This is a genomic window from Pedobacter sp. SAFR-022 (assembly GCF_051965375.1).
Taxonomy (GTDB): domain Bacteria; phylum Bacteroidota; class Bacteroidia; order Sphingobacteriales; family Sphingobacteriaceae; genus Pedobacter.
In genome coordinates, this window is sequence record NZ_JBQCME010000002.1 from 523,982 (window position 1) to 545,168 (window position 21,187).

At 43.0% G+C, this 21,187-nt stretch carries 18 protein-coding genes; 12 read left to right on the forward strand and 6 right to left on the reverse strand.

The features are described from left to right. Positions 1-13: 13 nt before the first annotated feature. From lepA to ACTHQF_RS08205, 4 genes are all read left to right on the forward strand, one after another. The gene (gene lepA, locus ACTHQF_RS08190) at positions 14-1,801 is read left to right on the forward strand and encodes a translation elongation factor 4 (protein WP_440429581.1); all 1,788 of its coding nucleotides are present in this window, start codon (positions 14-16) and stop codon (positions 1,799-1,801) included. Between the two features lie 15 nt (positions 1,802-1,816). Next, positions 1,817-2,695 (forward strand): bifunctional 5,10-methylenetetrahydrofolate dehydrogenase/5,10-methenyltetrahydrofolate cyclohydrolase, encoded by an 879-nt coding sequence (locus ACTHQF_RS08195; protein ID WP_440429582.1) that lies wholly within the window; start codon positions 1,817-1,819, stop codon positions 2,693-2,695. 91 nt (positions 2,696-2,786) lie between these two features. Continuing rightward, the gene (locus ACTHQF_RS08200) at positions 2,787-3,410 is read left to right on the forward strand and encodes a 7-carboxy-7-deazaguanine synthase QueE (protein WP_440429583.1); all 624 of its coding nucleotides are present in this window, start codon (positions 2,787-2,789) and stop codon (positions 3,408-3,410) included. Between the two features lie 43 nt (positions 3,411-3,453). Further along, complete coding sequence (locus ACTHQF_RS08205; protein ID WP_440429584.1) at positions 3,454-5,352, forward strand: OmpA family protein; 1,899 nt, start codon at positions 3,454-3,456, stop codon at positions 5,350-5,352. Positions 5,353-5,371: 19 nt separating this feature from the next. Here ACTHQF_RS08205 and kdsA read toward each other — a convergent pair whose 3' ends face one another. Further along, positions 5,372-6,187, reverse strand: a complete 816-nt coding sequence (gene kdsA / locus ACTHQF_RS08210) for a 3-deoxy-8-phosphooctulonate synthase (RefSeq protein WP_440429585.1) — start codon at positions 6,185-6,187, stop codon at positions 5,372-5,374. A 6-nt stretch (positions 6,188-6,193) separates the two neighbouring features. Then, positions 6,194-8,383, reverse strand: a complete 2,190-nt coding sequence (gene recQ / locus ACTHQF_RS08215) for a DNA helicase RecQ (RefSeq protein WP_440429586.1) — start codon at positions 8,381-8,383, stop codon at positions 6,194-6,196. Between the two features lie 88 nt (positions 8,384-8,471). On the opposite strand from recQ, the gene ACTHQF_RS08220 reads away from it, so the two are divergent. Both ACTHQF_RS08220 and ACTHQF_RS08225 read left to right on the forward strand, forming a co-directional pair. Continuing rightward, entirely contained in the window at positions 8,472-9,437 is a 966-nt protein-coding gene (locus ACTHQF_RS08220) for a KpsF/GutQ family sugar-phosphate isomerase (protein ID WP_440429587.1), read from the forward strand. Positions 9,438-9,459: 22 nt separating this feature from the next. Then, on the forward strand, positions 9,460-10,551 hold the full coding sequence (locus tag ACTHQF_RS08225; RefSeq protein ID WP_440429589.1) for a mannose-1-phosphate guanylyltransferase: 1,092 nt from the start codon (positions 9,460-9,462) through the stop codon (positions 10,549-10,551). A gap of 73 nt (positions 10,552-10,624) precedes the next feature. Here the strand turns inward: ACTHQF_RS08225 and rlmB are convergent, their stop codons facing one another. Further along, a complete protein-coding gene (gene rlmB / locus ACTHQF_RS08230) occupies positions 10,625-11,401 on the reverse strand; it encodes a 23S rRNA (guanosine(2251)-2'-O)-methyltransferase RlmB (RefSeq protein WP_440429590.1) in 777 nt (258 codons plus the stop codon). A gap of 153 nt (positions 11,402-11,554) precedes the next feature. On the opposite strand from rlmB, the gene dnaB reads away from it, so the two are divergent. Beyond that, complete coding sequence (gene dnaB / locus ACTHQF_RS08235; protein WP_440429591.1) at positions 11,555-13,126, forward strand: replicative DNA helicase; 1,572 nt, start codon at positions 11,555-11,557, stop codon at positions 13,124-13,126. Between the two features lie 85 nt (positions 13,127-13,211). Here the strand turns inward: dnaB and chrA are convergent, their stop codons facing one another. Both chrA and ACTHQF_RS08245 read right to left on the reverse strand, forming a co-directional pair. Further along, complete coding sequence (gene chrA, locus ACTHQF_RS08240; protein WP_440429592.1) at positions 13,212-14,411, reverse strand: chromate efflux transporter; 1,200 nt, start codon at positions 14,409-14,411, stop codon at positions 13,212-13,214. 11 nt (positions 14,412-14,422) lie between these two features. Continuing rightward, positions 14,423-14,758 (reverse strand): tetratricopeptide repeat protein, encoded by a 336-nt coding sequence (locus tag ACTHQF_RS08245; protein WP_440429593.1) that lies wholly within the window; start codon positions 14,756-14,758, stop codon positions 14,423-14,425. Positions 14,759-14,804: 46 nt separating this feature from the next. Here ACTHQF_RS08245 and ACTHQF_RS08250 point away from each other — a divergent pair, with 46 nt between their 5' ends. The 5 genes from ACTHQF_RS08250 (at position 14,805) to ACTHQF_RS08270 (ending at position 19,666) form a co-directional block, all read left to right on the forward strand. Next, entirely contained in the window at positions 14,805-15,542 is a 738-nt protein-coding gene (locus tag ACTHQF_RS08250; protein ID WP_440429594.1) for an electron transfer flavoprotein subunit beta/FixA family protein, read from the forward strand. 32 nt (positions 15,543-15,574) lie between these two features. Further along, positions 15,575-16,549, forward strand: a complete 975-nt coding sequence (locus ACTHQF_RS08255; RefSeq protein ID WP_440429595.1) for an electron transfer flavoprotein subunit alpha/FixB family protein — start codon at positions 15,575-15,577, stop codon at positions 16,547-16,549. Between the two features lie 39 nt (positions 16,550-16,588). After that, on the forward strand, positions 16,589-17,203 hold the full coding sequence (locus ACTHQF_RS08260) for a bifunctional nuclease domain-containing protein (RefSeq protein ID WP_440429596.1): 615 nt from the start codon (positions 16,589-16,591) through the stop codon (positions 17,201-17,203). Between the two features lie 120 nt (positions 17,204-17,323). Further along, the gene (locus tag ACTHQF_RS08265) at positions 17,324-18,589 is read left to right on the forward strand and encodes a nucleoside permease (RefSeq protein ID WP_440429597.1); all 1,266 of its coding nucleotides are present in this window, start codon (positions 17,324-17,326) and stop codon (positions 18,587-18,589) included. A 24-nt stretch (positions 18,590-18,613) separates the two neighbouring features. Continuing rightward, a complete protein-coding gene (locus tag ACTHQF_RS08270; RefSeq protein WP_440429599.1) occupies positions 18,614-19,666 on the forward strand; it encodes a DUF3667 domain-containing protein in 1,053 nt (350 codons plus the stop codon). Between the two features lie 151 nt (positions 19,667-19,817). Here ACTHQF_RS08270 and ACTHQF_RS08275 read toward each other — a convergent pair whose 3' ends face one another. Further along, positions 19,818-21,104 carry a citrate synthase gene (locus ACTHQF_RS08275; protein WP_440429600.1) on the reverse strand — a complete coding sequence of 429 codons (1,287 nt, stop codon included), beginning with the start codon at positions 21,102-21,104 and terminating at the stop codon, positions 19,818-19,820. Between the last annotated feature and the right edge of the window lie 83 nt (positions 21,105-21,187).

Genomic DNA, 21,187 nt, shown 5'->3' on the forward strand with positions numbered 1-21,187 from the left:
TATTTGCGCAAAGATGAAGCACATACGTAATTTTTGCATAATTGCACATATAGACCACGGCAAGAGCACTTTAGCTGACCGTTTATTAGAATATACAGATACGATTACCCAGCGGGAAGCACAAGCTCAACTGCTTGATAACATGGATCTTGAGCGTGAACGCGGTATTACCATTAAAAGTCACGCCATTCAGATGAACTTCATTGCTGAGGGGCAGGAATATGTGCTAAATTTAATTGATACACCCGGACACGTGGATTTCTCTTATGAGGTATCCCGTTCTATTGCTGCCTGTGAAGGCGCATTATTAATCGTTGATGCCTCCCAGGGCATACAGGCACAAACCATTTCCAACCTTTATCTTGCTTTAGAACATGATCTGGAAATCATTCCGATCCTGAACAAGATGGACCTTCCGGGCGCAATGCCTGAGGAAGTTAAAGATCAGATTGTAGATCTGATAGGCTGTAAGCGCGAAGAGATCATTCCTGCATCCGGCAAAACGGGTATGGGTATCCCGGATATTTTAAAAGCGATCATTGAACGTATTCCCGCTCCCGTTGGTAATCCGGAAGCTCCGCTGCAAGCGTTGATTTTTGACTCTGTATTTAACTCTTTTAGAGGTATTATTGCCTACTACAAAGTTGTAAATGGAGAGATCAAAAAAGGAGATAAAGTAAAGTTCATCAATACCAACAAAGAATACCTGGCAGATGAAGTTGGCGTATTAAAATTAAACATGTTACCTAAACCGGTGGTAAAAACCGGTGATGTAGGTTATATTATATCTGGTATCAAAGAAGCACGTGAGGTAAAAGTTGGCGATACCATCACCAACGTTGCACGTCCTTCACTAGAAAGTATTCAGGGATTTGAAGAGGTGAAACCCATGGTATTCGCCGGTATCTACCCCGTTGACACGGATGAGTTCGAAGAACTTCGTGAAGCGATGCATAAACTGCAGCTTAACGATGCGTCCATCGTGTTTGAACCCGAGAGTTCAGCGGCTCTAGGTTTCGGTTTCCGCTGCGGTTTCCTTGGTATGCTCCATATGGAAATTATTCAGGAAAGACTTGAGCGCGAATTCGATATGACCGTGATCACTACGGTTCCGAACGTATCTTACATCGCAAAGACCACCAGAGATGAAGAAATTCAGGTAAATAATCCTTCAGATCTTCCCGACCCAAGTAAACTTGAGTATGTTCAGGAGCCGTTTATCAAGGCGAACATAATCACTAAAGCAGAATTTGTTGGTCCGGTAATGTCTTTATGTATTCAGAAACGTGGTATCATCGTTAACCAGTCTTATCTGACTGCTGATCGTGTGGAGCTGGTATTTGAGATGCCGATGGGTGAAATCGTATTTGATTTCTATGATAAATTGAAAACAATCTCTAAAGGTTATGCTTCTTTCGATTATCATCAGATTGGCTACAGACAATCTGACCTGGTTCGTCTTGATATTTTGTTAAATGGTGAACATGTAGATGCATTATCTTCATTGATCCACAGAAGCAATTCTTATGATTTCGGAAAACGCATTTGCGAGAAGTTGCGGGAGTTAATTCCAAGACAACAGTTTGAAATTGCAATACAGGCGTCAATTGGTGCTAAGGTAATTGCTAGGGAGAACGTGAAAGCAATGCGAAAAGATGTTACTGCAAAATGTTATGGTGGTGATATTTCCCGTAAACGTAAGTTGCTGGAAAAACAGAAAAAAGGTAAGAAACGTATGCGTCAGGTGGGTAACGTGGAGATTCCACAAACCGCATTCATGGCAGTACTTAAACTAGACTAAGCTTATTTAAATTACATGCAACTATTAGACGGAAAACACGCCTCGGAGCAGATCAAAAATCAAATTGCCGAAGAAGCAGCACGCTTTTTTGAAGAAAGTGGCAGAAAGCCTCACCTTGTAGCCATCCTTGTAGGTAATGATGGTGGTAGTGAAACTTATGTAGCCAGCAAAATGAAGAACTGTGAAAAGGTGGGTTTTAAATCGTCACTGATCCGTTATGATGTTGATGTTACCGAGGAAGCATTGCTTGAGCAAATAAGAAAGATAAACCTTGACCCTGAGGTTGACGGCTTGATTGTTCAACTTCCTTTGCCCAAACATATTGATCCGGAAAAGGTAACTGAAACTATAGATCACCGCAAGGATGTAGATGGTTTCCACCCTGTAAACCTTGGAAGGATGATGCGTAACCTACCCTGCTTTATACCGGCAACGCCGTATGGCATTTTGTTGATGCTGCAGGCGTATAATATCGATACCACAGGAAAGCACTGTGTTGTGGTTGGACGAAGTAATATCGTAGGTAGTCCGATGAGCATTCTCATGGCTCGAAACGCTAGCCCTGGAAACTGTACCGTGACTTTAACACACAGTAAAACCAAAGATCTAAAATCAGTTGTGCTCCAGGCAGATATCATTATCGCTGCGATTGGGAAAAAGAACTTTGTGACGGCGGATATGGTTAAACCTGGTGCGATAATCATCGACGTCGGTATTAACCGCGAAACATCAGATGTAACGAAATCAGGTTACAAGCTGTATGGTGATGTTGACTTTGAAAATGTAGCGGAAAAGGCATCCTGGATCACTCCGGTGCCAGGTGGTGTAGGATTGATGACCATTGTAGGGTTATTGAAAAACACCCTCGCTTCAGCAAGAAAAGAGATCTACTAGACCGGCAAGTTTCATTGCTGCGTCATTAATATGTACTGCGCCCGGGACTAAAAGTCCGGGCGCATTTATTTTGTTAACTTTGCAGCTTATTATGGCGCATCAGATACCGACAGACGGAACGTTGCTTCCTTTGATGGAAGAATTTTACACAATACAAGGTGAAGGTTACAACACTGGCAAGGCGGCCTATTTCATTCGCCTTGGTGGTTGCGATGTAGGCTGCCACTGGTGTGATGTTAAGGAAAGCTGGGATGCGGAATCGCATCCCCTGACCCATGCAGATGAAATTGTAGCAAAAGCGGATACCTATCCTGGGCGTGCAGTGGTGATTACCGGTGGCGAACCGTTGATCTACAACATGGATTATTTGACTGCAAAACTGCAGGAAAAGAAGATCTTGACCTTTATAGAAACCTCCGGTGCATACCCATTGTCAGGTTCCTGGGACTGGATTTGCCTTTCACCAAAGAAGTTTAAAGCACCCCGGCCCGATATTACACCGCTTGCGAACGAGCTTAAGGTGATCGTATTCAACAAAAGTGACTTTATGTGGGCAGAAAAATATGCCGAGTCGGTAAGTCCTACCTGTAAACTATACTTGCAACCGGAATGGTCGAAGCGGAATGAAGTTACGCCATTGATCATCGACTATGTGATGGCTAATCCAAAGTGGGAAATTTCGTTACAAACGCACAAATTTCTGAACATCCCCTAAGCCAGGGTGCTTTTTTATATATTTAGCTTATTAAATATATAGAATGAAGGGAATCTTGTTTCTATGCTTATTTATTGGAATAGAGCTTTCAGCAGCAGGACAACAGTCGGGCAATACGCAGGCGCAGCGAAGTTTTAATAACGCGCAGGCATTTTTGGACAAAGGCGCCTATGAGGATGCAGCCGTACAACTACAGCAAGCAATAGATAAAGATCCTGATTTCCAACTGGCTTACCTGCAGCTCGGTGATGTTTACAGACGTCTAAAAACTTTTGACAAGAGCACAGTGATTTATCTGAAGGCATTGGAGCTTAACGCTCCGGTAGATTCGCGGGTGTACTATTCCCTGGGCGAGTCACAACTGCTCACCGGCGACTATACCAACGCTCAAAAACATCTGAACCTTTTCATATCAACGTATGAAGGCAAGGATCAGAAAATCCTGGTCCGCGCAAAGAAGTACCTCAATGACTGCAGTTTTGCAATTGAAGCACTTAAAACTCCACAACCCTTTCAGCCCCAGAACATGGGTGGGAATATCAATTCCAAATACCGGGAGTACTTTCCAGCCATCACAGCGGATGGTCGTACCATGATTTACAGCCGGGTGATTGACGGTAATGAAGATTTCCTGATCAGTACACGCAGTAAATCTACAGACTGGACCGAGGCGGTGCCGCTAAGTACGAATATAAATACGAAGGAATACAACGAAGGTGCGCAGTCGCTTTCACCCGATGGGAAATATCTTTTTTTCACGGGCTGCAATCGCCCGGATGGTTTTGGTAGCTGTGACATCTATGTAAGTCATAAATCTGGGAAAAAATGGGATCGCCCCTTCAATCTGGGCAGTGTGGTTAATTCAAAATACTGGGACTCCCAACCTGCGGTCAGCCCCGATGGTAATACGTTATATTTTTCAAGCAACCGACCTGGTGGTCTTGGTGGTTATGATCTTTGGAAAACACAGTTAAAGAAAGATGGTACCTGGAGTGCACCGGTTAACTTAGGGCCAGAGATTAACACGCCCTATGACGAACATACTCCTTTCGTACATCCAGATGGGCAAACCTTGTACTTCTCGTCTGATGGCTGGCCAGGGATGGGAAACAAAGATATCTTTTACAGTAGAACTGATGTGAGCGGGAACTGGAGCAGGCCTGTTAACCTGGGTTACCCGATAAACAGTTATCATGAAGAGACCGGTTTGATTGTAACACCTGACGGTCTGAATGGGATATTTTCGACAACGCTCACAGATACTTTCGGTGAGCTGGATCTATATTCTTTTAAAATGCCGGTAGTGGCAAAACCCAAACAGATCTCTTATGTAAATGGAACCGTATATGATAAGGAATCTAAACAGCCACTTGCGGCAGAGGTATTGGTTGTAGACCTTAAAACTAAAAAAACGCAATTCAACGATTTTACTTCTGCTGAAACGGGCGATTTTCTCGCCGTAATGCCTGTCGGCAGTAACTACTCGCTGAATGTGTCGGCAAAAGGCTATCTATTTTACTCAGATCATTTCGAGTTGCAGGAGAAGAATGGCAATAAGCCGGTGGAGTTGATCGTGTATATGGAACGGATTAAGACTGGAAGCAATCTTACGCTAAAGAACATATTCTTCGACACCAATATGTCGACGCTGTTACCCCCATCCTTAACCGAGCTAGAAATTCTCCTTGGATTACTACGGGAAAATCCAAAGATGACCATTGAGATACAGGGACATACCGACAATACCGGAAATGACGTCCAGAATATGGCACTCTCTAATGCCCGGGCCAAGGCGGTGTACAACTATCTCCTGGAGCAAAATGTTGAGGCTGAACGCCTAAAATATAAGGGATATGGGAAGGATAAGCCTTTAGCTAACAATGCCAGCCCTGAAGGACGGCAAAAAAACCGGCGGACCTCATTTGTGGTTACCGGAATTTAATGAGGCACAAAAAAAGCGGTTAGATAACCGCTTTTCTTAATCTTACCAGTTGGGTAAGTAGTTCTTCTAAATGATCCAGATGAAGCATATTTGCACCATCGGATTTTGCACATGCAGGATCTGGATGTGTTTCTATAAACAGGCCATCTGCACCAACGGCGATAGCAGCTTTAGCAATGGTTGCGATAAGCTCTGGTTTGCCCCCGGTAACGCCTGAACTTTGATTTGGCTGCTGTAAAGAATGCGTGCAATCCATCACCACCGGAACGTTGAAGCTTTGCATCTCGGGAAGGCCACGGTAATCAACGATCAAATCCTGGTAGCCAAAGGTATTTCCTCGATCTGTTAAAATTACCCTATTGTTACCCGATTCTACAATCTTTTCCACGGCAAACTTCATGGAACCAGCAGAAAGGAACTGTCCTTTTTTTACATTGACGACCTTATTCGTTTTGGCGGCAGCAATTAGCAGATCGGTTTGGCGGCATAAAAATGCAGGGATCTGTAGCACATCGACATAGGCAGCAGCCATAGCAGCTTCTGCACTTTCATGGATATCCGTTACAGTTGGCACCCCAAAGGTGTTACCAACTTTCTCCAGGATTTTAAGTGCCTTTTCATCCCCTATTCCGGTGAAAGAGCTCCCTTTAGAACGGTTTGCTTTACGGTAAGAGCCCTTAAAGATGTAAGGAATCTGCAGCTTATCCGTAATGCTTACGATTCGTTCGGCAATGCGTAAAGCAATCTCCTCACCCTCTATCGCGCAAGGACCCGCCATCAAAAAGAAATTGTTGCTGTCGGTAAATTTTAGTTTATCTAGCTCAAAATTGATCATCGTTCATTAGTTTCCAAGTTCAGACATGAACTTAATTCGCATTAGTTGTATTTCTTCGCGTGTATAATCGGTTTCACCCAGATCTTTTAGCGCAGCATCAATAGAATCGTTTTCTGCGGTACGGAAGTAGTCGAATACTTCATCCTGGCGATCATCATCCAATACTTCATCAACAAAATAGTTGAGGTTCAGTTTTGTTCCGGAGTTCACGATTGCTTCGATCTCCTTCAGGATGTCATCATAGGTGATGCCTTTAGCGCGGGCAATGTCGTCCAGGCCAATTTGACGGTCTACATTTTGGATGATCGACACCTTTAGCTGGGATTTGTTGGCCTGGGTTTTAATGATCAGATCAACAGGACGTTCGATGTCATTATCGGCAACATACTTTTTGATGAGTTCGATAAATGGTGCGCCGAACTTCATTGCTTTTCCATTTCCAACGCCAGAAATCTGCTTCAGTTCTTCCATGGACACCGGATAATGTGTACACATCTCTTCTAGAGATGGATCCTGGAAAACAACGAACGGTGGAACATTCTTCTGTTTGGCAATCTTTTTACGAAGGTCTTTCAGTAACTGCAGCAACTGGGTGTCTAGTACGCCTGCGCCTTGTTTTGCGTCGTCCTCATCGTCCGAATTGTCACTTTCAATTGGTTCCCGAAGGATAAATTTCAAGGCATAGGGATTGTCTATGAAGTCTTGCCCGGTCTTGGACAGACTTAGCAGGCCATAATTATCAATGTCTTTTACGAGGAAGTTGTTCAGGATCGCCTGTCTCACCAAAGACTTCCAAAGGTTTTCACCCTCGATTTTTCCCAGGCCAAACTCTGGCAGTTTCCTATGCTCGTAAGCAATCGTTTGTGCCGTCTCAGTGCCCATGATGATGTTCAAGATATGGGTATCATCGAACTTCTCACCGCTGCGCTTAATCAGCTCCAACAAACTTTTCAGATTCTCCTCGGCGTCGAAGTAGGTTTTTGTCCTTCTGCAGTTATCGCACATGCCATTACAGCCAGCTTCGTTAAAGTTCTCGCCAAAGTAGTGCAATATCTGTTTTCTACGGCAAACACCTGATTCCGCATAGTCAATAACCTCTTTCAGAATCTGTGTGCCAATTTCACGCTCCGATACGGGCTTGTCTTTCATGAATTTCGCAAGCTTGTCGATATCTTTCTGTGCGTAGAAAGCAATGCAAACCCCTTCGCCACCATCTCTTCCGGCACGTCCGGTTTCCTGGTAGTAGCCTTCCATACTTTTAGGTATGTCGTGGTGAATTACAAAACGTACATCAGGCTTATCGATCCCCATACCAAAAGCTATGGTCGCAACAATAACTTCCACATCCTCCATCAGGAATTTGTCCTGCGTCTCCGCACGGACCTTCGGTTCCAACCCGGCATGGTATGGCAAGGCTTTGATGCCATTAAGGTTCAGCGCCTCGGCAACTTCCTCAACTTTTTTCCGGCTAAGACAGTAGATAATTCCCGATTTACCTGTATTCTGCTTGATGTACCGAATGATCTCCTTTAGCACATCCCGCTTTGGGCGGATTTCGTAAAACAAGTTAGGCCTGTTGAACGAAGATTTGAATAAGGTCGCATCGCCCATTTGAAGGTTTTTGATAATATCAAGTTGCACCTTCGGCGTTGCAGTTGCTGTTAAGGCTATGATGGGGATATCAGGTCCGAGGCCGGCGATTACCTGGCGTATCTTGCGGTATTCCGGGCGGAAATCATGGCCCCACTCTGAAATACAGTGTGCTTCATCAACCGCAACGAAAGAAATCTTTATAAGTTTTAGGAACTCTACATTGTCCGCTTTGGAAAGCGATTCCGGAGCAACATAAAGCAGCTTGGTTTTACCATTTAGCAGGTCACTTTTTACCTGATTGATCTCAGATTTATTTAACGAGGAATTTAAAAAATGGGCGATGCTGTCGCTTCCGCCAAATGCGCGCAGCTGATCAACCTGATTCTTCATTAAAGCAATTAGTGGAGAAATAACGATGGCGGTGCCTTCACTCATCAAGGCAGGGAGCTGGTAGCAGATTGATTTGCCTCCACCAGTAGGCATTATAACAAAGGTATTCTTCCGCTCTAGAACATTGGTAATGATCGGCTCCTGATCACCTTTAAAATTGTTGAAACCAAAAAAGGTTTGCAAGTTGTCAAACAACGACTTTTTCACATCCATCCTGTGTATAAAATATTCAGTGCTATATTTGATTCAAAATAACATAATTTTGCACGGATAAAAGCATTCGGACTCTAATAAATTCTCTTTGAAAAGTAAAAAATCAACTTACGAAATCGCAGTAAACACATTGCAATTAGAGGCTCAGGCCATTCTAAACCTTATTCCAAATGTGAACGAGGACTTTAAAAGAGCTGTCGAAATCATCGCTGAAATCCAGGGTCGGGTCATTGTCACAGGTGTGGGAAAAAGTGCCATTATTGCACAAAAAATTGTCGCAACTTTCAACTCTACCGGCACCCCAGCAATATTCATGCATGCCGGCGATGCGGTTCATGGAGACCTTGGAATGATCCAGAAAGATGATGTTGTCATTTGCATTTCAAAGAGCGGTAACACACCGGAGATCAAGGTGCTGGCACCATTGCTGAAGCAGTCTGGCAACCTGCTGATTGGCATGGTTGGGCAGTTACAATCAGACCTTGCAAACCTTGCAGACTTGATTCTGAACACCAGTGTTGAGAAGGAGGCTTGCCCACACAACCTTGCCCCGACAACTAGTACAACGGCGCAGTTAGCCATGGGCGATGCACTTGCGATCTGTTTGTTGGAAACCAGAAACTTCAATGAGGATGACTTTGCACGTTATCATCCGGGTGGATCTTTGGGGAAGCGTTTATACCTGAAGGTTGCAGAGCTTGCCTTAAAAAATAAACGACCTGAGATCCAGGCCACTGCATCGGTTAAAGACGTCATACTTGAAATCAGCCAAAACAGACTTGGTGCCGTAGTTATTTTAGAAGGTACCAAGGTTCTCGGCATCATCACCGATGGTGATATCAGAAGAATGTTGGAAAAGCATACGAATTTGCTTAATATTAGCGCAAAGGATATCATGACCCTGAACCCTAAACAAGTGGATAAGAATATGCTGGCATTCGATGCTTTACAGATAATGAAAGAAAATAGCATCACACAACTGCTGGTTATGGATCAGGATAAGTACTTTGGTATTATTCATCTGCACGACCTTTTGCAGGAAGGAATTATTTAATAACGCTCTTGACATATAAACTATGAATAAAAACAACTATGCATTGATCATGGCCGGTGGCGTAGGCAGTCGCTTCTGGCCGGTTAGCAGAACAAATTTCCCGAAACAGTTCATTGATTTTTTTGGAGTGGGAAAGACGCTGATCCAAAGCACCTATGATCGCTTTCTGAATATTTGCCCAGCCGAGAATATATTTATCGTTACAAATGAGATCTATGTCCCGCTGATCAAAGAGCAGCTTCCTGCCCTTGCCGATAATCAGATTCTTGCAGAACCGATCATGCGGAATACGGCACCTTGTATCGCCTATGGTTCCATGAAGATTGCTGAACTTAACCCGGATGCGATTATCGTTGTTGCACCTTCAGACCATACGATTGCTAATCAGAATGCATTTCAGACCGCTATTGAACAATCTTTGCTGGCAGCTGCAGAAAATGATTCACTAATTACGCTGGGTATCAAGCCGAGCCGTCCTGATACGGGTTACGGTTATATCCAGTATACAGAACAGAACTTACCGACAGACGACCAAATTCATAAGGTAAAGTTGTTCACCGAAAAACCCAACCTGGAGCTGGCGCGCACCTTTATACAAAGCGGCGACTTTCTTTGGAATGCAGGTATTTTCATCTGGTCTGTGAAATCTATTAACAATGCTTTTAAAAAGCATTTACCGGAGATGCACGAAATTTTCGCGCTTGGCGCTTCTGTGTACAATTCAGTAATGGAAAAGCCATTCATTTCTGACGCATATCAACAATGCACGAATATCTCTATTGATTTCGCTATTATGGAAAAGGCAGAGAATGTTTATGTGTTACCGTCAGATTTCGGTTGGTCGGACCTTGGTACCTGGTCTTCCATTTACGATATGGCAGAAAAGGATTATGTTGGCAATGCGGTTATCCCCTCGGAGCAGGTCATGATGTTTGATTCTTCAAATTGCATGGTGAACATGCCTAAGGAAAAGCTGGTAATTTTGCAGGGCTTGCACGACTATATTGTGGTGGAGTCTAATGATATTCTATTGATTTGTCCAAGAACAGAAGAAGAAAGCGTAAAACAAATTGTTGCTGATGTAAAAGGTAAATTCGGTACCAGATTTATCTAGCGAAATAGAACGTTTAAATAAAAGGCCGGCAATTTATCAAATTGCCGGCCTTTTCTATTAGGTATGCTTTGCTTTATGATTGCACTGAAGAACGTTGTCTTATCGCCTCGTATAAAATTACACCAGTGGATACAGATACGTTAAGTGAACCAATTTCACCAAACATCGGGATCTTAGCAAGGTGATTAGCCATACGCATGATGTCGTTCGAAATGCCTTCATCTTCTGCGCCCATTACAATGGCCGTTGGAACGGTATAATCGGGAGCATAGATAAGGTCGCTGGTTTTTTCAGTACATGCAACGATCTGGAGCCCACATTCCTGAAGGAAAAGTGCTGTTTTATGCAGGTTCGGATGACGACATACGGGAATGGTAAAAAGTGCGCCCGCTGAAGTTTTTATGGCATCTGCATTGATCTGTGCTGTATTCTTTATTGGGACGACAATGGCATGAACACCTGTACAGGCCGCAGTTCTGGCGATTGCCCCCATGTTGCGCACGTCGGTAATACCATCTAGTATTAAGATTAGAGGGGTCTCTCCTTTCTCGTAGATCGCGGGAATGATATCTTCAATTTTTTGAAAGGTGATGGATGAGATTACTGCGATAACGCCCTGATGGTTTTTCTGGGTCATGCGGTTAAGTTTCTCCACGGGCACGTTATGGACCGGAACGTCGAGGTTTCTCAGGTGACTTTTTAGTTCAACAATCAGCTCGCCGTTCAAGCTGCGTTGCAGATAGATACTTTCGATATCCCTGCCCGCCTTAATCGCTTCGATTACAGCACGTATACCAAATATAAACTCATTATTTTCTTTAGGTCTTCCAGACCTTTTGAACTGCTCCATTCTTTATAAATTATCCTGCAAAAATACATTATTTTTTTCGTTTTGTCTTCATGCACCAGGTCTTGCTTTAAGACATCATGTTTTCCTTTGGGGGATATGATTATGTGCAAAAAGAAATCTCGGATGCAGGGTTATTTTCCATAATTTTGTATTATGATAATTGACAATGCAAACCAGGGGCAGGAAAGGTCTAGCTTTACTTCGCGTAAGAACAGGTTGACCAATTCTGTAAGCACCATGGGGAAAATTCCGCCGCAGGCGATTGACCTTGAAGAAGCCGTTTTAGGTGCTTTAATGCTTGAAAAGGATGCCCTGTCCACAGTAATTGATATTCTAAAACCTGAAGTATTTTATCAGGAATCACATAAAAAAATATTTGAAGCAATACAGCAGTTGTTCCAGAAGTCAAAGCCGGTTGATATCCTAACCGTAACCTCGGAGCTACGAACATTGGGCCTGCTTGAGATGGTTGGTGGCGCATATTATATCACCAATCTGACTAACCGTGTCGCGTCTGCAGCGAATATCGAGTACCATGCCCGGATCATTTCACAGAAGTATATCCAGAGGGAACTTATTCGCATCTCTTCTGAGATCATTCAAAATGCTTACGAGGATACGACTGACATTTTCGATCTCTTAGACCATGCAGAGAAGAATCTTTTTGATATCGCTCAAAATAACCTTCGAAGAGATACCCAAAAGATGGATGAGATCATCAAACAATCATTAGCCACACTTGAGGAGCTCAGAACCAAAACTGACGGTCTTACCGGTGTACCATCAGGCTTTACCGCACTTGACCGGATTACCGGTGGTTGGCAGAAGTCCGATTTGGTTATTATTGCAGCTCGTCCGGCGATGGGTAAAACAGCCTTCGTATTGAGTTGCGCACGAAATGCCGCTGTAGATTTTAAGAAACCCGTGGTGGTATTTTCTTTGGAGATGTCCTCTGTACAGCTTGTTAATCGTCTGATCTCTGGGGAAACCGAGATTGAACAGGAAAAGATTAGGAAGGGGAATTTGGCCGAATGGGAATGGCAACAATTACACAGTAAAATTGGCACGCTGACTGAAGCACCTCTGTTAATTGATGATACTCCTGCCTTAAACATCTTTGAGTTTCGTGCGAAATGCCGAAGGTTGAAGTCACAGTACGATATTCAGATGATCATTATCGATTACCTTCAGTTAATGCATGGCAAAGGTGAAGGTGGCGGTGGAAATCGTGAGCAGGAGATTGGTAGTATTTCAAGGGCCCTGAAATCTGTGGCAAAAGAGCTGGACGTACCCGTGCTTGCACTATCACAGCTGAGTCGTGCGGTTGAAAACAGGCCGGGTCAGAATGGTAAACGACCACTCCTATCCGATTTAAGGGAATCTGGATCTATTGAGCAGGATGCCGATATGGTACTTTTCCTTTACCGCCCGGAATATTATGGCATTACAGAAGATGAACAAGGCAGATCGCAGGCTGGTGTTGGTGAGGTTATCATCGCGAAACACAGGAATGGTGAAACCGGTATTGTACCACTGCGCTTCGTAGGTAAATATGTGAAGTTTCAGGATCTGGAAGAAGATTTTGCGCCGCAGAATTCGTTCTCTTCAGACAGCCCCGGTGCGGGTCTGGCGCCCTCTCCTGATTTTGATCGCTCCTCATTCGGGAATGTAATCATCAAGCCGTCCCGCATGGATGACATGCAGGATGAAGATGCTCCATTCTAATCATTCTTACTGCTAAGATGAAATAATAAACAACAAGGCCGGTAGTTTGGACTACCGGCCTTGTTGTTTATATTGGATAGAACATCTATAGAAAATAGCCCAGAGCAATACCTGCAATGACCAAGATTGGTGCACTGATCTTCGTGTAGTTTAGCGTGAAGAACGTAAGGGTAATAATGATGATGGACATTGCATCCAATCCTATGGGCTTAACAAGCAGGATAAAGGCAGCAATGATGAAGCCAACACTAACCGCATTGACGCCGGAGAGTGAGTACTTAATTCGGTTCACCTTCTTTAAATCATCCCAGAAAGGAACAATGAACAGTACCAGGATCACACCTGGGAGGTTGATGCCCAACACTCCGATCACGCCGCCGAGCAGCTGGCCATAGAATCCGTAGCCGAAGTTCTTCATGCTTAATGCGGACAGGTAACTGGTAAAGGAGAATGTGGGCCCGGGAAGTGCTTGTTGCAAGGCAAAGCCGGATAGAAACTCTGAAGCATTCAGGTAATGTTTCATTTGAACGAACTCCGTGAACATCAGGGGAACAAGGACCTGCCCGCCCCCGAAAATGAAGATTCCGTTGCGATAAAAATTCTCAAACAACCTGATCGGCAAACTAAAAGGCGAGGTCGTGTTAATAATTGCACCTAGTAATGCGAGGAATAGCAATACCCCAAAATAGTAGATCAGCTTATTACGGTTGATGTTCGAAAACAAACGCATCCTCAACTCATTCTCCTCACGTGGTGTGTCAATTGACGAGGAAATGATACCCCCTATTAATATCGCAAGCGGGAAAACATAGGCATTTCTTAGCACAAGCGTTGCGATCACTGCAGCGCCAGCAAGAAAGAAAGACAACTGTGATCGCAGGACCTTTTTACCCAGGTTAACGGCACCATAGGCGACCACGCCCAGCGCTACTGGTTGGATGTACCTCATAATCTCCACAAACTGGTTCTTATGATCCAGCCTTGCATAACTTACCGCGGCAAAAGTCATAAGAGCTGCTGAAGGAATTATCCAGATGAGGAAAGTGATAATCGATAAACCCAGTCCCCCGACTTTGTATGCGAGCCCGACCAGGGTTTGAGTTGATGCTGGGCCAGGTAGTACCTGCGCAAGTGCATTCAGCTCCAGCAGATCTTCCTCGGAAATATATTTAAGGTCCTTAACGAAATACTTTAGCAAAAGTGCCATATGTGCTTGAGCACCACCGAAGGCGGTGAACGTAAACAATATCACCTGGCGAATAAACAACAGTCTTTTAGCTACCAAAGCACCCCAGGTTAATCGTCTTCATAATCAAGTCCCAAAGCCGAGTTCAAAGCTCCCTGAAGCTCTGAAAAAGCATGATTGTCGTTTTTATCTCTAGCGGCCTTTAGGCCCATTCTGTAGATTTCGACAGCCTTTTCTTTGTTGCCGGTCTTTTCATGAAGCTTTCCTAAATGGTAGTATGTTCCCACATAATCCGGACGCTGCTCAACCAGTAGATTATAGTAATGAAATGCTTGTTGATAGTCCGCTGCGGTATTGTATTCAGTGGCCAGCGCATATAGGATAAAGGGATCGGAAGGATCAGCTTTCAAAAATTCTAATAACTTGTTTAATCGGGTAGTTTGCATTTTTAATCCTTGCTTTTTTAATTAGATTTGCAAAAAGACTTTTTTTATGAAAATATTAGTTTGTATAAGTAATGTGCCAGACACAACCACAAAAATAACTTTTACTAACGATAATACACAATTCAATACTGCGGGTGTTCAATACATTGTGAACCCTTACGATGAGATTGCGTTATCCAAAGCTATTTCGCTTTGCGAAGGTGGAAAAGGATCTGTAACCGTCATTAACGTTGGAGAAAACACTACCGAGCCGACCATCCGTAAAGCACTAGCCATTGGAGCTGATAACGCCGTAAGGATCAATGCAGCGCCACGTGATGCTTATTTCACTGCCTTCCAGATTGCTGAATATGCCAAGGACCAGGAATTCGATATGATTCTTACCGGCCGCGAATCTATTGACTACAATGGCGCGCAAGTTGCATCCATGATCGGTGAATTTTTGGATATTCCATCCATTTCAATCATTAAAAAACTGGACTATGATGGAAGTACCGCAACAATCGAAAGAGAAATTGAAGGTGGTAAAGAAATCCTGACCGTGACTGGAAAGTTCATCGCCAGCTGTGCTGAAGGTGTTGCTGAACCGAAGATCCCAAATATGAGGGGCATCATGTCGGCAAGAACAAAGCCATTGCAGGTTGTTGAAGCTAAAGATATTGAGCAACTGTCTAAAATCGAGTCCTTTCAAACGCCTCCACCAAGAGGAACAGTGAAACTTGTACCATCTGAGGATACCGAAAAACTGATCGACCTTTTACATCAAGAGGCTAAAGTAATCTAATCCCTTCCACTCATAAGTATAATAAACGATATATGTCAGTTTTAGTCTACGTAGAACACGCCGATGGAAAGTTTAAGAAATCTGTTTATGAAGCAGTTTCTTATGCAAAAGCCATCGCTGAACAAAATAATACAAACCTTACTGCAATCTCCATTGGAGATGTTGAAGAGCCAACATTAGCAGAACTTGGAAAATATGGTGCATCTAAGGTTCTTTCTGTTAATACAAGCCAATTAACAAACTTCGTTAACCAAGCTTATGCTTCTGTTATTGCAGAAGCTGCTGCAAAAGAAGGTGCAAACATCGTAGTGCTTTCAAACTCATTCTCCGGTAAAGGTTTGGCACCTCGTGTAGCTGTTAAACTGAAGGCCGGATTTGTAGATGGCGCTATAGAACTTCCAACCAATGATGGTGGAAGCTTCAAAGTGAAAAAAACAGCGTTCTCCGGTAAAGCCTTTGCGGTAACTGAAATTACGTCTGAAAATAAGGTGGTTGCTTTAAACCCTAACGCTTACGGTGTTAAGGAAGCTGGAGCGAATGATGTAGCGATCGAGGCATTTACACCTGCTGAAAATGCTTCGGATTTCAACGCAGTTGTTAAAGAAATTATCAGGGCGACCGACAAAGTTTCTCTTCCTGATGCGGAAATTGTAGTTTCTGCGGGAAGAGGATTAAAAGGGCCTGAAAATTGGGGTATGATTGAAGAACTTGCAGGTTTATTGGGCGCTGCAACTGCCTGTTCAAAACCGGTATCAGACGCAGACTGGAGACCACATTCTGAACACGTTGGTCAGACCGGAATAACGGTAAGTCCAAACTTATATATCGCAATAGGTATTTCGGGTGCGATACAGCACCTTGCTGGTATCAGCTCTTCAAAAGTAATTGTTGTGATCAATAAAGATCCTGAAGCACCTTTCTTCAAAGTTGCTGATTATGGAATTGTTGGCGACGCTTTTGAGGTTGTACCAAAATTAATTCAAGCATTAAAAGCACATAAAGGATAATATACCTGGCCGGCTAGCCCGGCCCAGGTATTCTTAATCATGAAAAAAGTAAAACTTGATATCGTTGGATTATCCTACAGCCAGACACAGTCTGGAGCATACGCGCTCGTGTTAGGAGAGATTAATGGACGACGACGTCTTCCCATCATCATAGGTGCCTTTGAAGCGCAAGCGATCGCCATAGAGATGGAGAAGATGACACCTACCCGTCCACTTACCCACGACCTTTTTAAAACATTCGCACTCGCCTACAACATCGAAATCCGGGAGGTACTTATTTATAACCTGGTGGAAGGCGTATTTTTTGCAAAGATCATTTGTTCTGACGGGAATACTGTTCAGGAGATTGATGCCCGTACCTCAGATGCAATCGCACTTGCGGTAAGATTTAACGCCAATATCTACACCTATGAATTTATCTTGTCTTCTGCCGGAATATTAATTGAAGGAGAGGACTTTCTTTTTCTAGAGAATATAGACAGCATCTCCAAGGAACAGGGATCCGAAGACATAAACACTTCCATACCAGGCTCCAGTTATAAGTCGTACAGCCTGGAGGAACTTCAACAAAAACTTCAAGAGGCTATCGCCGAAGAAGCCTATGAGAAAGCGGCAAGAATCAGAGACGAAATCAACAAACGAAACTCTGCATAGTACTTCATTTGAATCAATTAATAGCTTGACCTTGAACAATTACTTAAGGAATGCGTGACAGTCAGTTTATTATTTTACATAATGCTTTTTTCAATCTTAAAATTAAACTAAACTGTTATTATGAACGTTAAGTTCCGCCTAACCCTGATGAATTTCCTTCAGTTTTTCATTTGGGGTTCATGGCTTATTACAATTGGTGTTTACTGGTTTCAAAATAAACAATGGTCTGGTTCTGAATTTGGGGTTATATTCTCAACTATGGGTATCGCATCGATATTCATGCCGGCGCTTGCAGGCATTGTTTCAGACCGCTGGATCAATGCGGAAAAGTTACTGGGCATCATGCATATTCTAGGCGCTTTTGTGCTCTTCAGCCTTCCGCTTGTTGATAATCCAACAACTTTCTTCTGGGTCATATTGCTTAATATGATCTTCTACATGCCTACACTCTCCCTTTCTATTACCGTGGCATATACTGCTTTAAAGAATAATGAAAAAGACGTAATTAAGGACTATCCTCCCATCCGGATATGGGGAACTATCGGCTTTATTGCCGCGCTGTGGGTGGTGAGTTTAACAGGTAATGAAGCTTCTTCAAACCAATTCTACATCGCTTCTGCAGTTTCTTTATTTCTAGGGATCTATGCTTTTACGTTGCCAAAATGTCCACCCCTGGCTAAGAAAACGGAGACAAAGACCTTCGTTGACGCCTTAGGCCTTCGGGCTTTCTCCTTATTCAAACAAGGGAACTTCGCAATATTCTTCTTATATTCTATGCTACTAGGCGCTGCACTGCAGTTAACAAACGCCTATGGAGATACATTCCTTCACGATTTCAAGAATGTTCCTGAATATGCGAACCTATTGGCAGTAAAATACCCGGCAATCATTATGTCCATCTCCCAGATCTCTGAAACGCTGTTTATTCTGGCTATCCCCTTCTTCCTTCGGAAATTCGGAATTAAGTACGTCATGCTTTTCAGTATGCTTGCCTGGGTGTTAAGATTCGGGCTTTTCGCCTTTGCAGATCCTGCTGGGGGATTATGGATGATTGTTCTTTCCTGTATCATCTACGGAATGGCTTTCGATTTCTTTAATATTTCGGGCTCATTATTCGTTGAAACACAAGTAGACGCGAAAATGCGTGGAAGTGCACAGGGTCTGTTTATGATGATGGTGAATGGTTTTGGTGCACTATTCGGAAGTTTCTCCAGCGGTTGGATCATTGAACATTTCTTTACCTATGCTGATCAAAGCAAAGATTGGACAAACATCTGGATCACATTTGCTACATATACGCTCGTTTTAGCGGTTACATTCCCCTTTGTTTTCAAATACAAACACACAGCTGCAGAAGAAACGGCGATCAAAGCTTTGGAGCACTAATTTAGGCATAAACAACATAATCACATGTCAACCGGTAAATATAGGAAGGAATCTAACTGCCTGAACTGCGGCCACCACGTAGAGGAACATTTTTGCACGCATTGTGGTCAGGAGAACATAGAAATCAGAGAAGATGCTATTCACATGATCAGCCATGCTATAGCGGATTACTTTCACTTTGAATCCAAGTTCTTCGGGACCATCAAGCCTCTGCTTATGCAGCCAGGCTATCTCTCTAAGCTCTATGTAGCGGGTAAAAGAGTGGCTTTCATCCATCCGATAAGGCTTTACATCTTCATCAGTATTGTTTTTTTCCTGTTTATGCTTAGCAGCTCGAAGTCGAATGAAGTAGAACAAGAGGCAGCGCAGACCACGAATACTACAAAAAAGAAAGAGGCTTTTCTAAAAATCGAAAGGTTAGAACAGGATCTAAAGAATCGAGCACTAACATCCGCACAACGAGATAGCATCATTAGAGTAGCAATCTCTGAGGCTAATGAGAAAAATACGGAATCGAATGATTTCACGATCAATGACGATTGGGTTAACAAAGTCGATACGACTGTAAATGCCTATGAGAATCGGCAGAAAGCGCTACCTGCTAAAGAGCGGGATAACTTTCTTAAGCACTATATCATTCGCAAAAACCTGGAGCTACGAAAGTATCCAAACGCCGGAGAAAAGATCAAGGAAGACATCAAGCACAATGTGCCTAAGATGATGTTCATCTTACTCCCTTTATTTGCATTGATTTTGAAACTCGTTTACTTCAGATCTAAGAAATACTACTACGAGCATCTCATTTATTCCTTTCACGTGCACGCTGCGCTTTTTCTAAGCCTGCTTATACTTAATGCACTTACCTGGTTTTTTGACCTGTTTTTTGGCATTTCATTTCTGCTAAACACTGCCTGGTTTATATATGCATTATGGTACATCTATCGCTCGCTAAGAACGTTTTATAATAGCAGAAGATGGGTAACGGTAGCTAAATTCGCATTTTTAATGTTCGGCTATCTGATTGTATTTAACCTCTCCATTTTAATCATCATCGCAGTAACAATGATCATGTTGTAATTTATAGTTACAACTGGTTTTTCAAAACCAACTAAAATAAGAAAGCCCCTGAAAGTTTAATTTCAGGGGCTTTTCTTTGTTAAATATTCTCAATTCATTTGCAGTATGTCTAAAATGATATACCATTTGGATTGAATCTTTTGTACGGATATTATCGCTCTGAAATATCAGTGAAAGTTCTGTCTTTATGACCTACATAGATCTGTCTAGGACGACCGATAGGCTCTTTGTTCTCGTGCATCTCTTTCCACTGTGCGATCCATCCTGGAAGACGGCCAAGGGCGAACAATACGGTAAACATATCCGTAGGGAAACCCAAGGCACGGTAGATGATACCAGAATAGAAATCAACGTTTGGATAAAGCTTACGTTCTACGAAATAAGGATCATTCAGAGCTGCCTCTTCAAGTTTCTTTGCGATTTCAAGTACCGGATCATTGATACCTAGCTTCGCTAAGATGTCATCACACGCTTTCTTAATGATCTTTGCCCTCGGGTCAAAGTTCTTATAAACGCGATGCCCGAAGCCCATCATACGGAAAGGATCGTTTTTATCTTTCGCTTTATTGATCCATTTTTCAGTGTCTCCACCATCTTCTTTAATCTTCTCAAGCATCTCAATTACAGCTTGATTAGCACCGCCATGTAATGGACCCCATAAGGCATCAATACCTGCAGATACAGAAGCATACAGGTTACAGTCTGAAGATCCAACCATCCGCACTGTAGATGCGGAGCAGTTTTGCTCGTGATCGGCATGTAGGATCAACAGCGTGTTCATCGCTGCAACTACAACCGGATCTATCTCCACTTCTTCCGTACGCTGACCGAAGATCATGTGAATGAAGTTACTTACATAGTCGTACTTATTTTTTGGATAGATAAGCGGATGACCAAGAGATTTCTTGTAAATGAAGGCTACAATCGTCGGAAACTTCGCAAGCAATTTGATCATGGTTAAATCCATGGTTTCAGGCGAAGAATTTGCATTTAACGATTCAGGGTAGAATGTAGATAACGAACAAACCAAAGATGAAAGCTGAGCCATAGGGTGAGATTTAGATGGGTAACCATCCAAAAACTTCTTCATATCCTCGTGGATAAGCGTATGGCGACTAATGTTGCTTTGTAAGCCAGCAAGTTGGTCTGAAGTCGGAAGATCTCCATAGATCAGCAAGTAGGCAACCTCAAGAAAGGTAGATTTCTTTGCAAGTTCCTCAATTTCATAGCCCCGGTACTTCAATATTCCTTTTTCACCATCAAGGAATGTGATTGCACTCTTGGTGGATCCAGTATTCTTGTAACCAAAATCTAAAGTAATATGACCCGTCAAGTCCCTTAATTTAGAAATATCTATAGCCTTCTCTCCCTCTGTTCCTGTTATAACAGGAAACTCATAAACCTTCCCATCAATCTTTATTTCTACGATATCTGACATATTATATATTTATTTTAAACGTAATTAAATCTAACCATCATCATTTCACTATCAACAAAGCTGTTCAATTATTTCGAAAAACC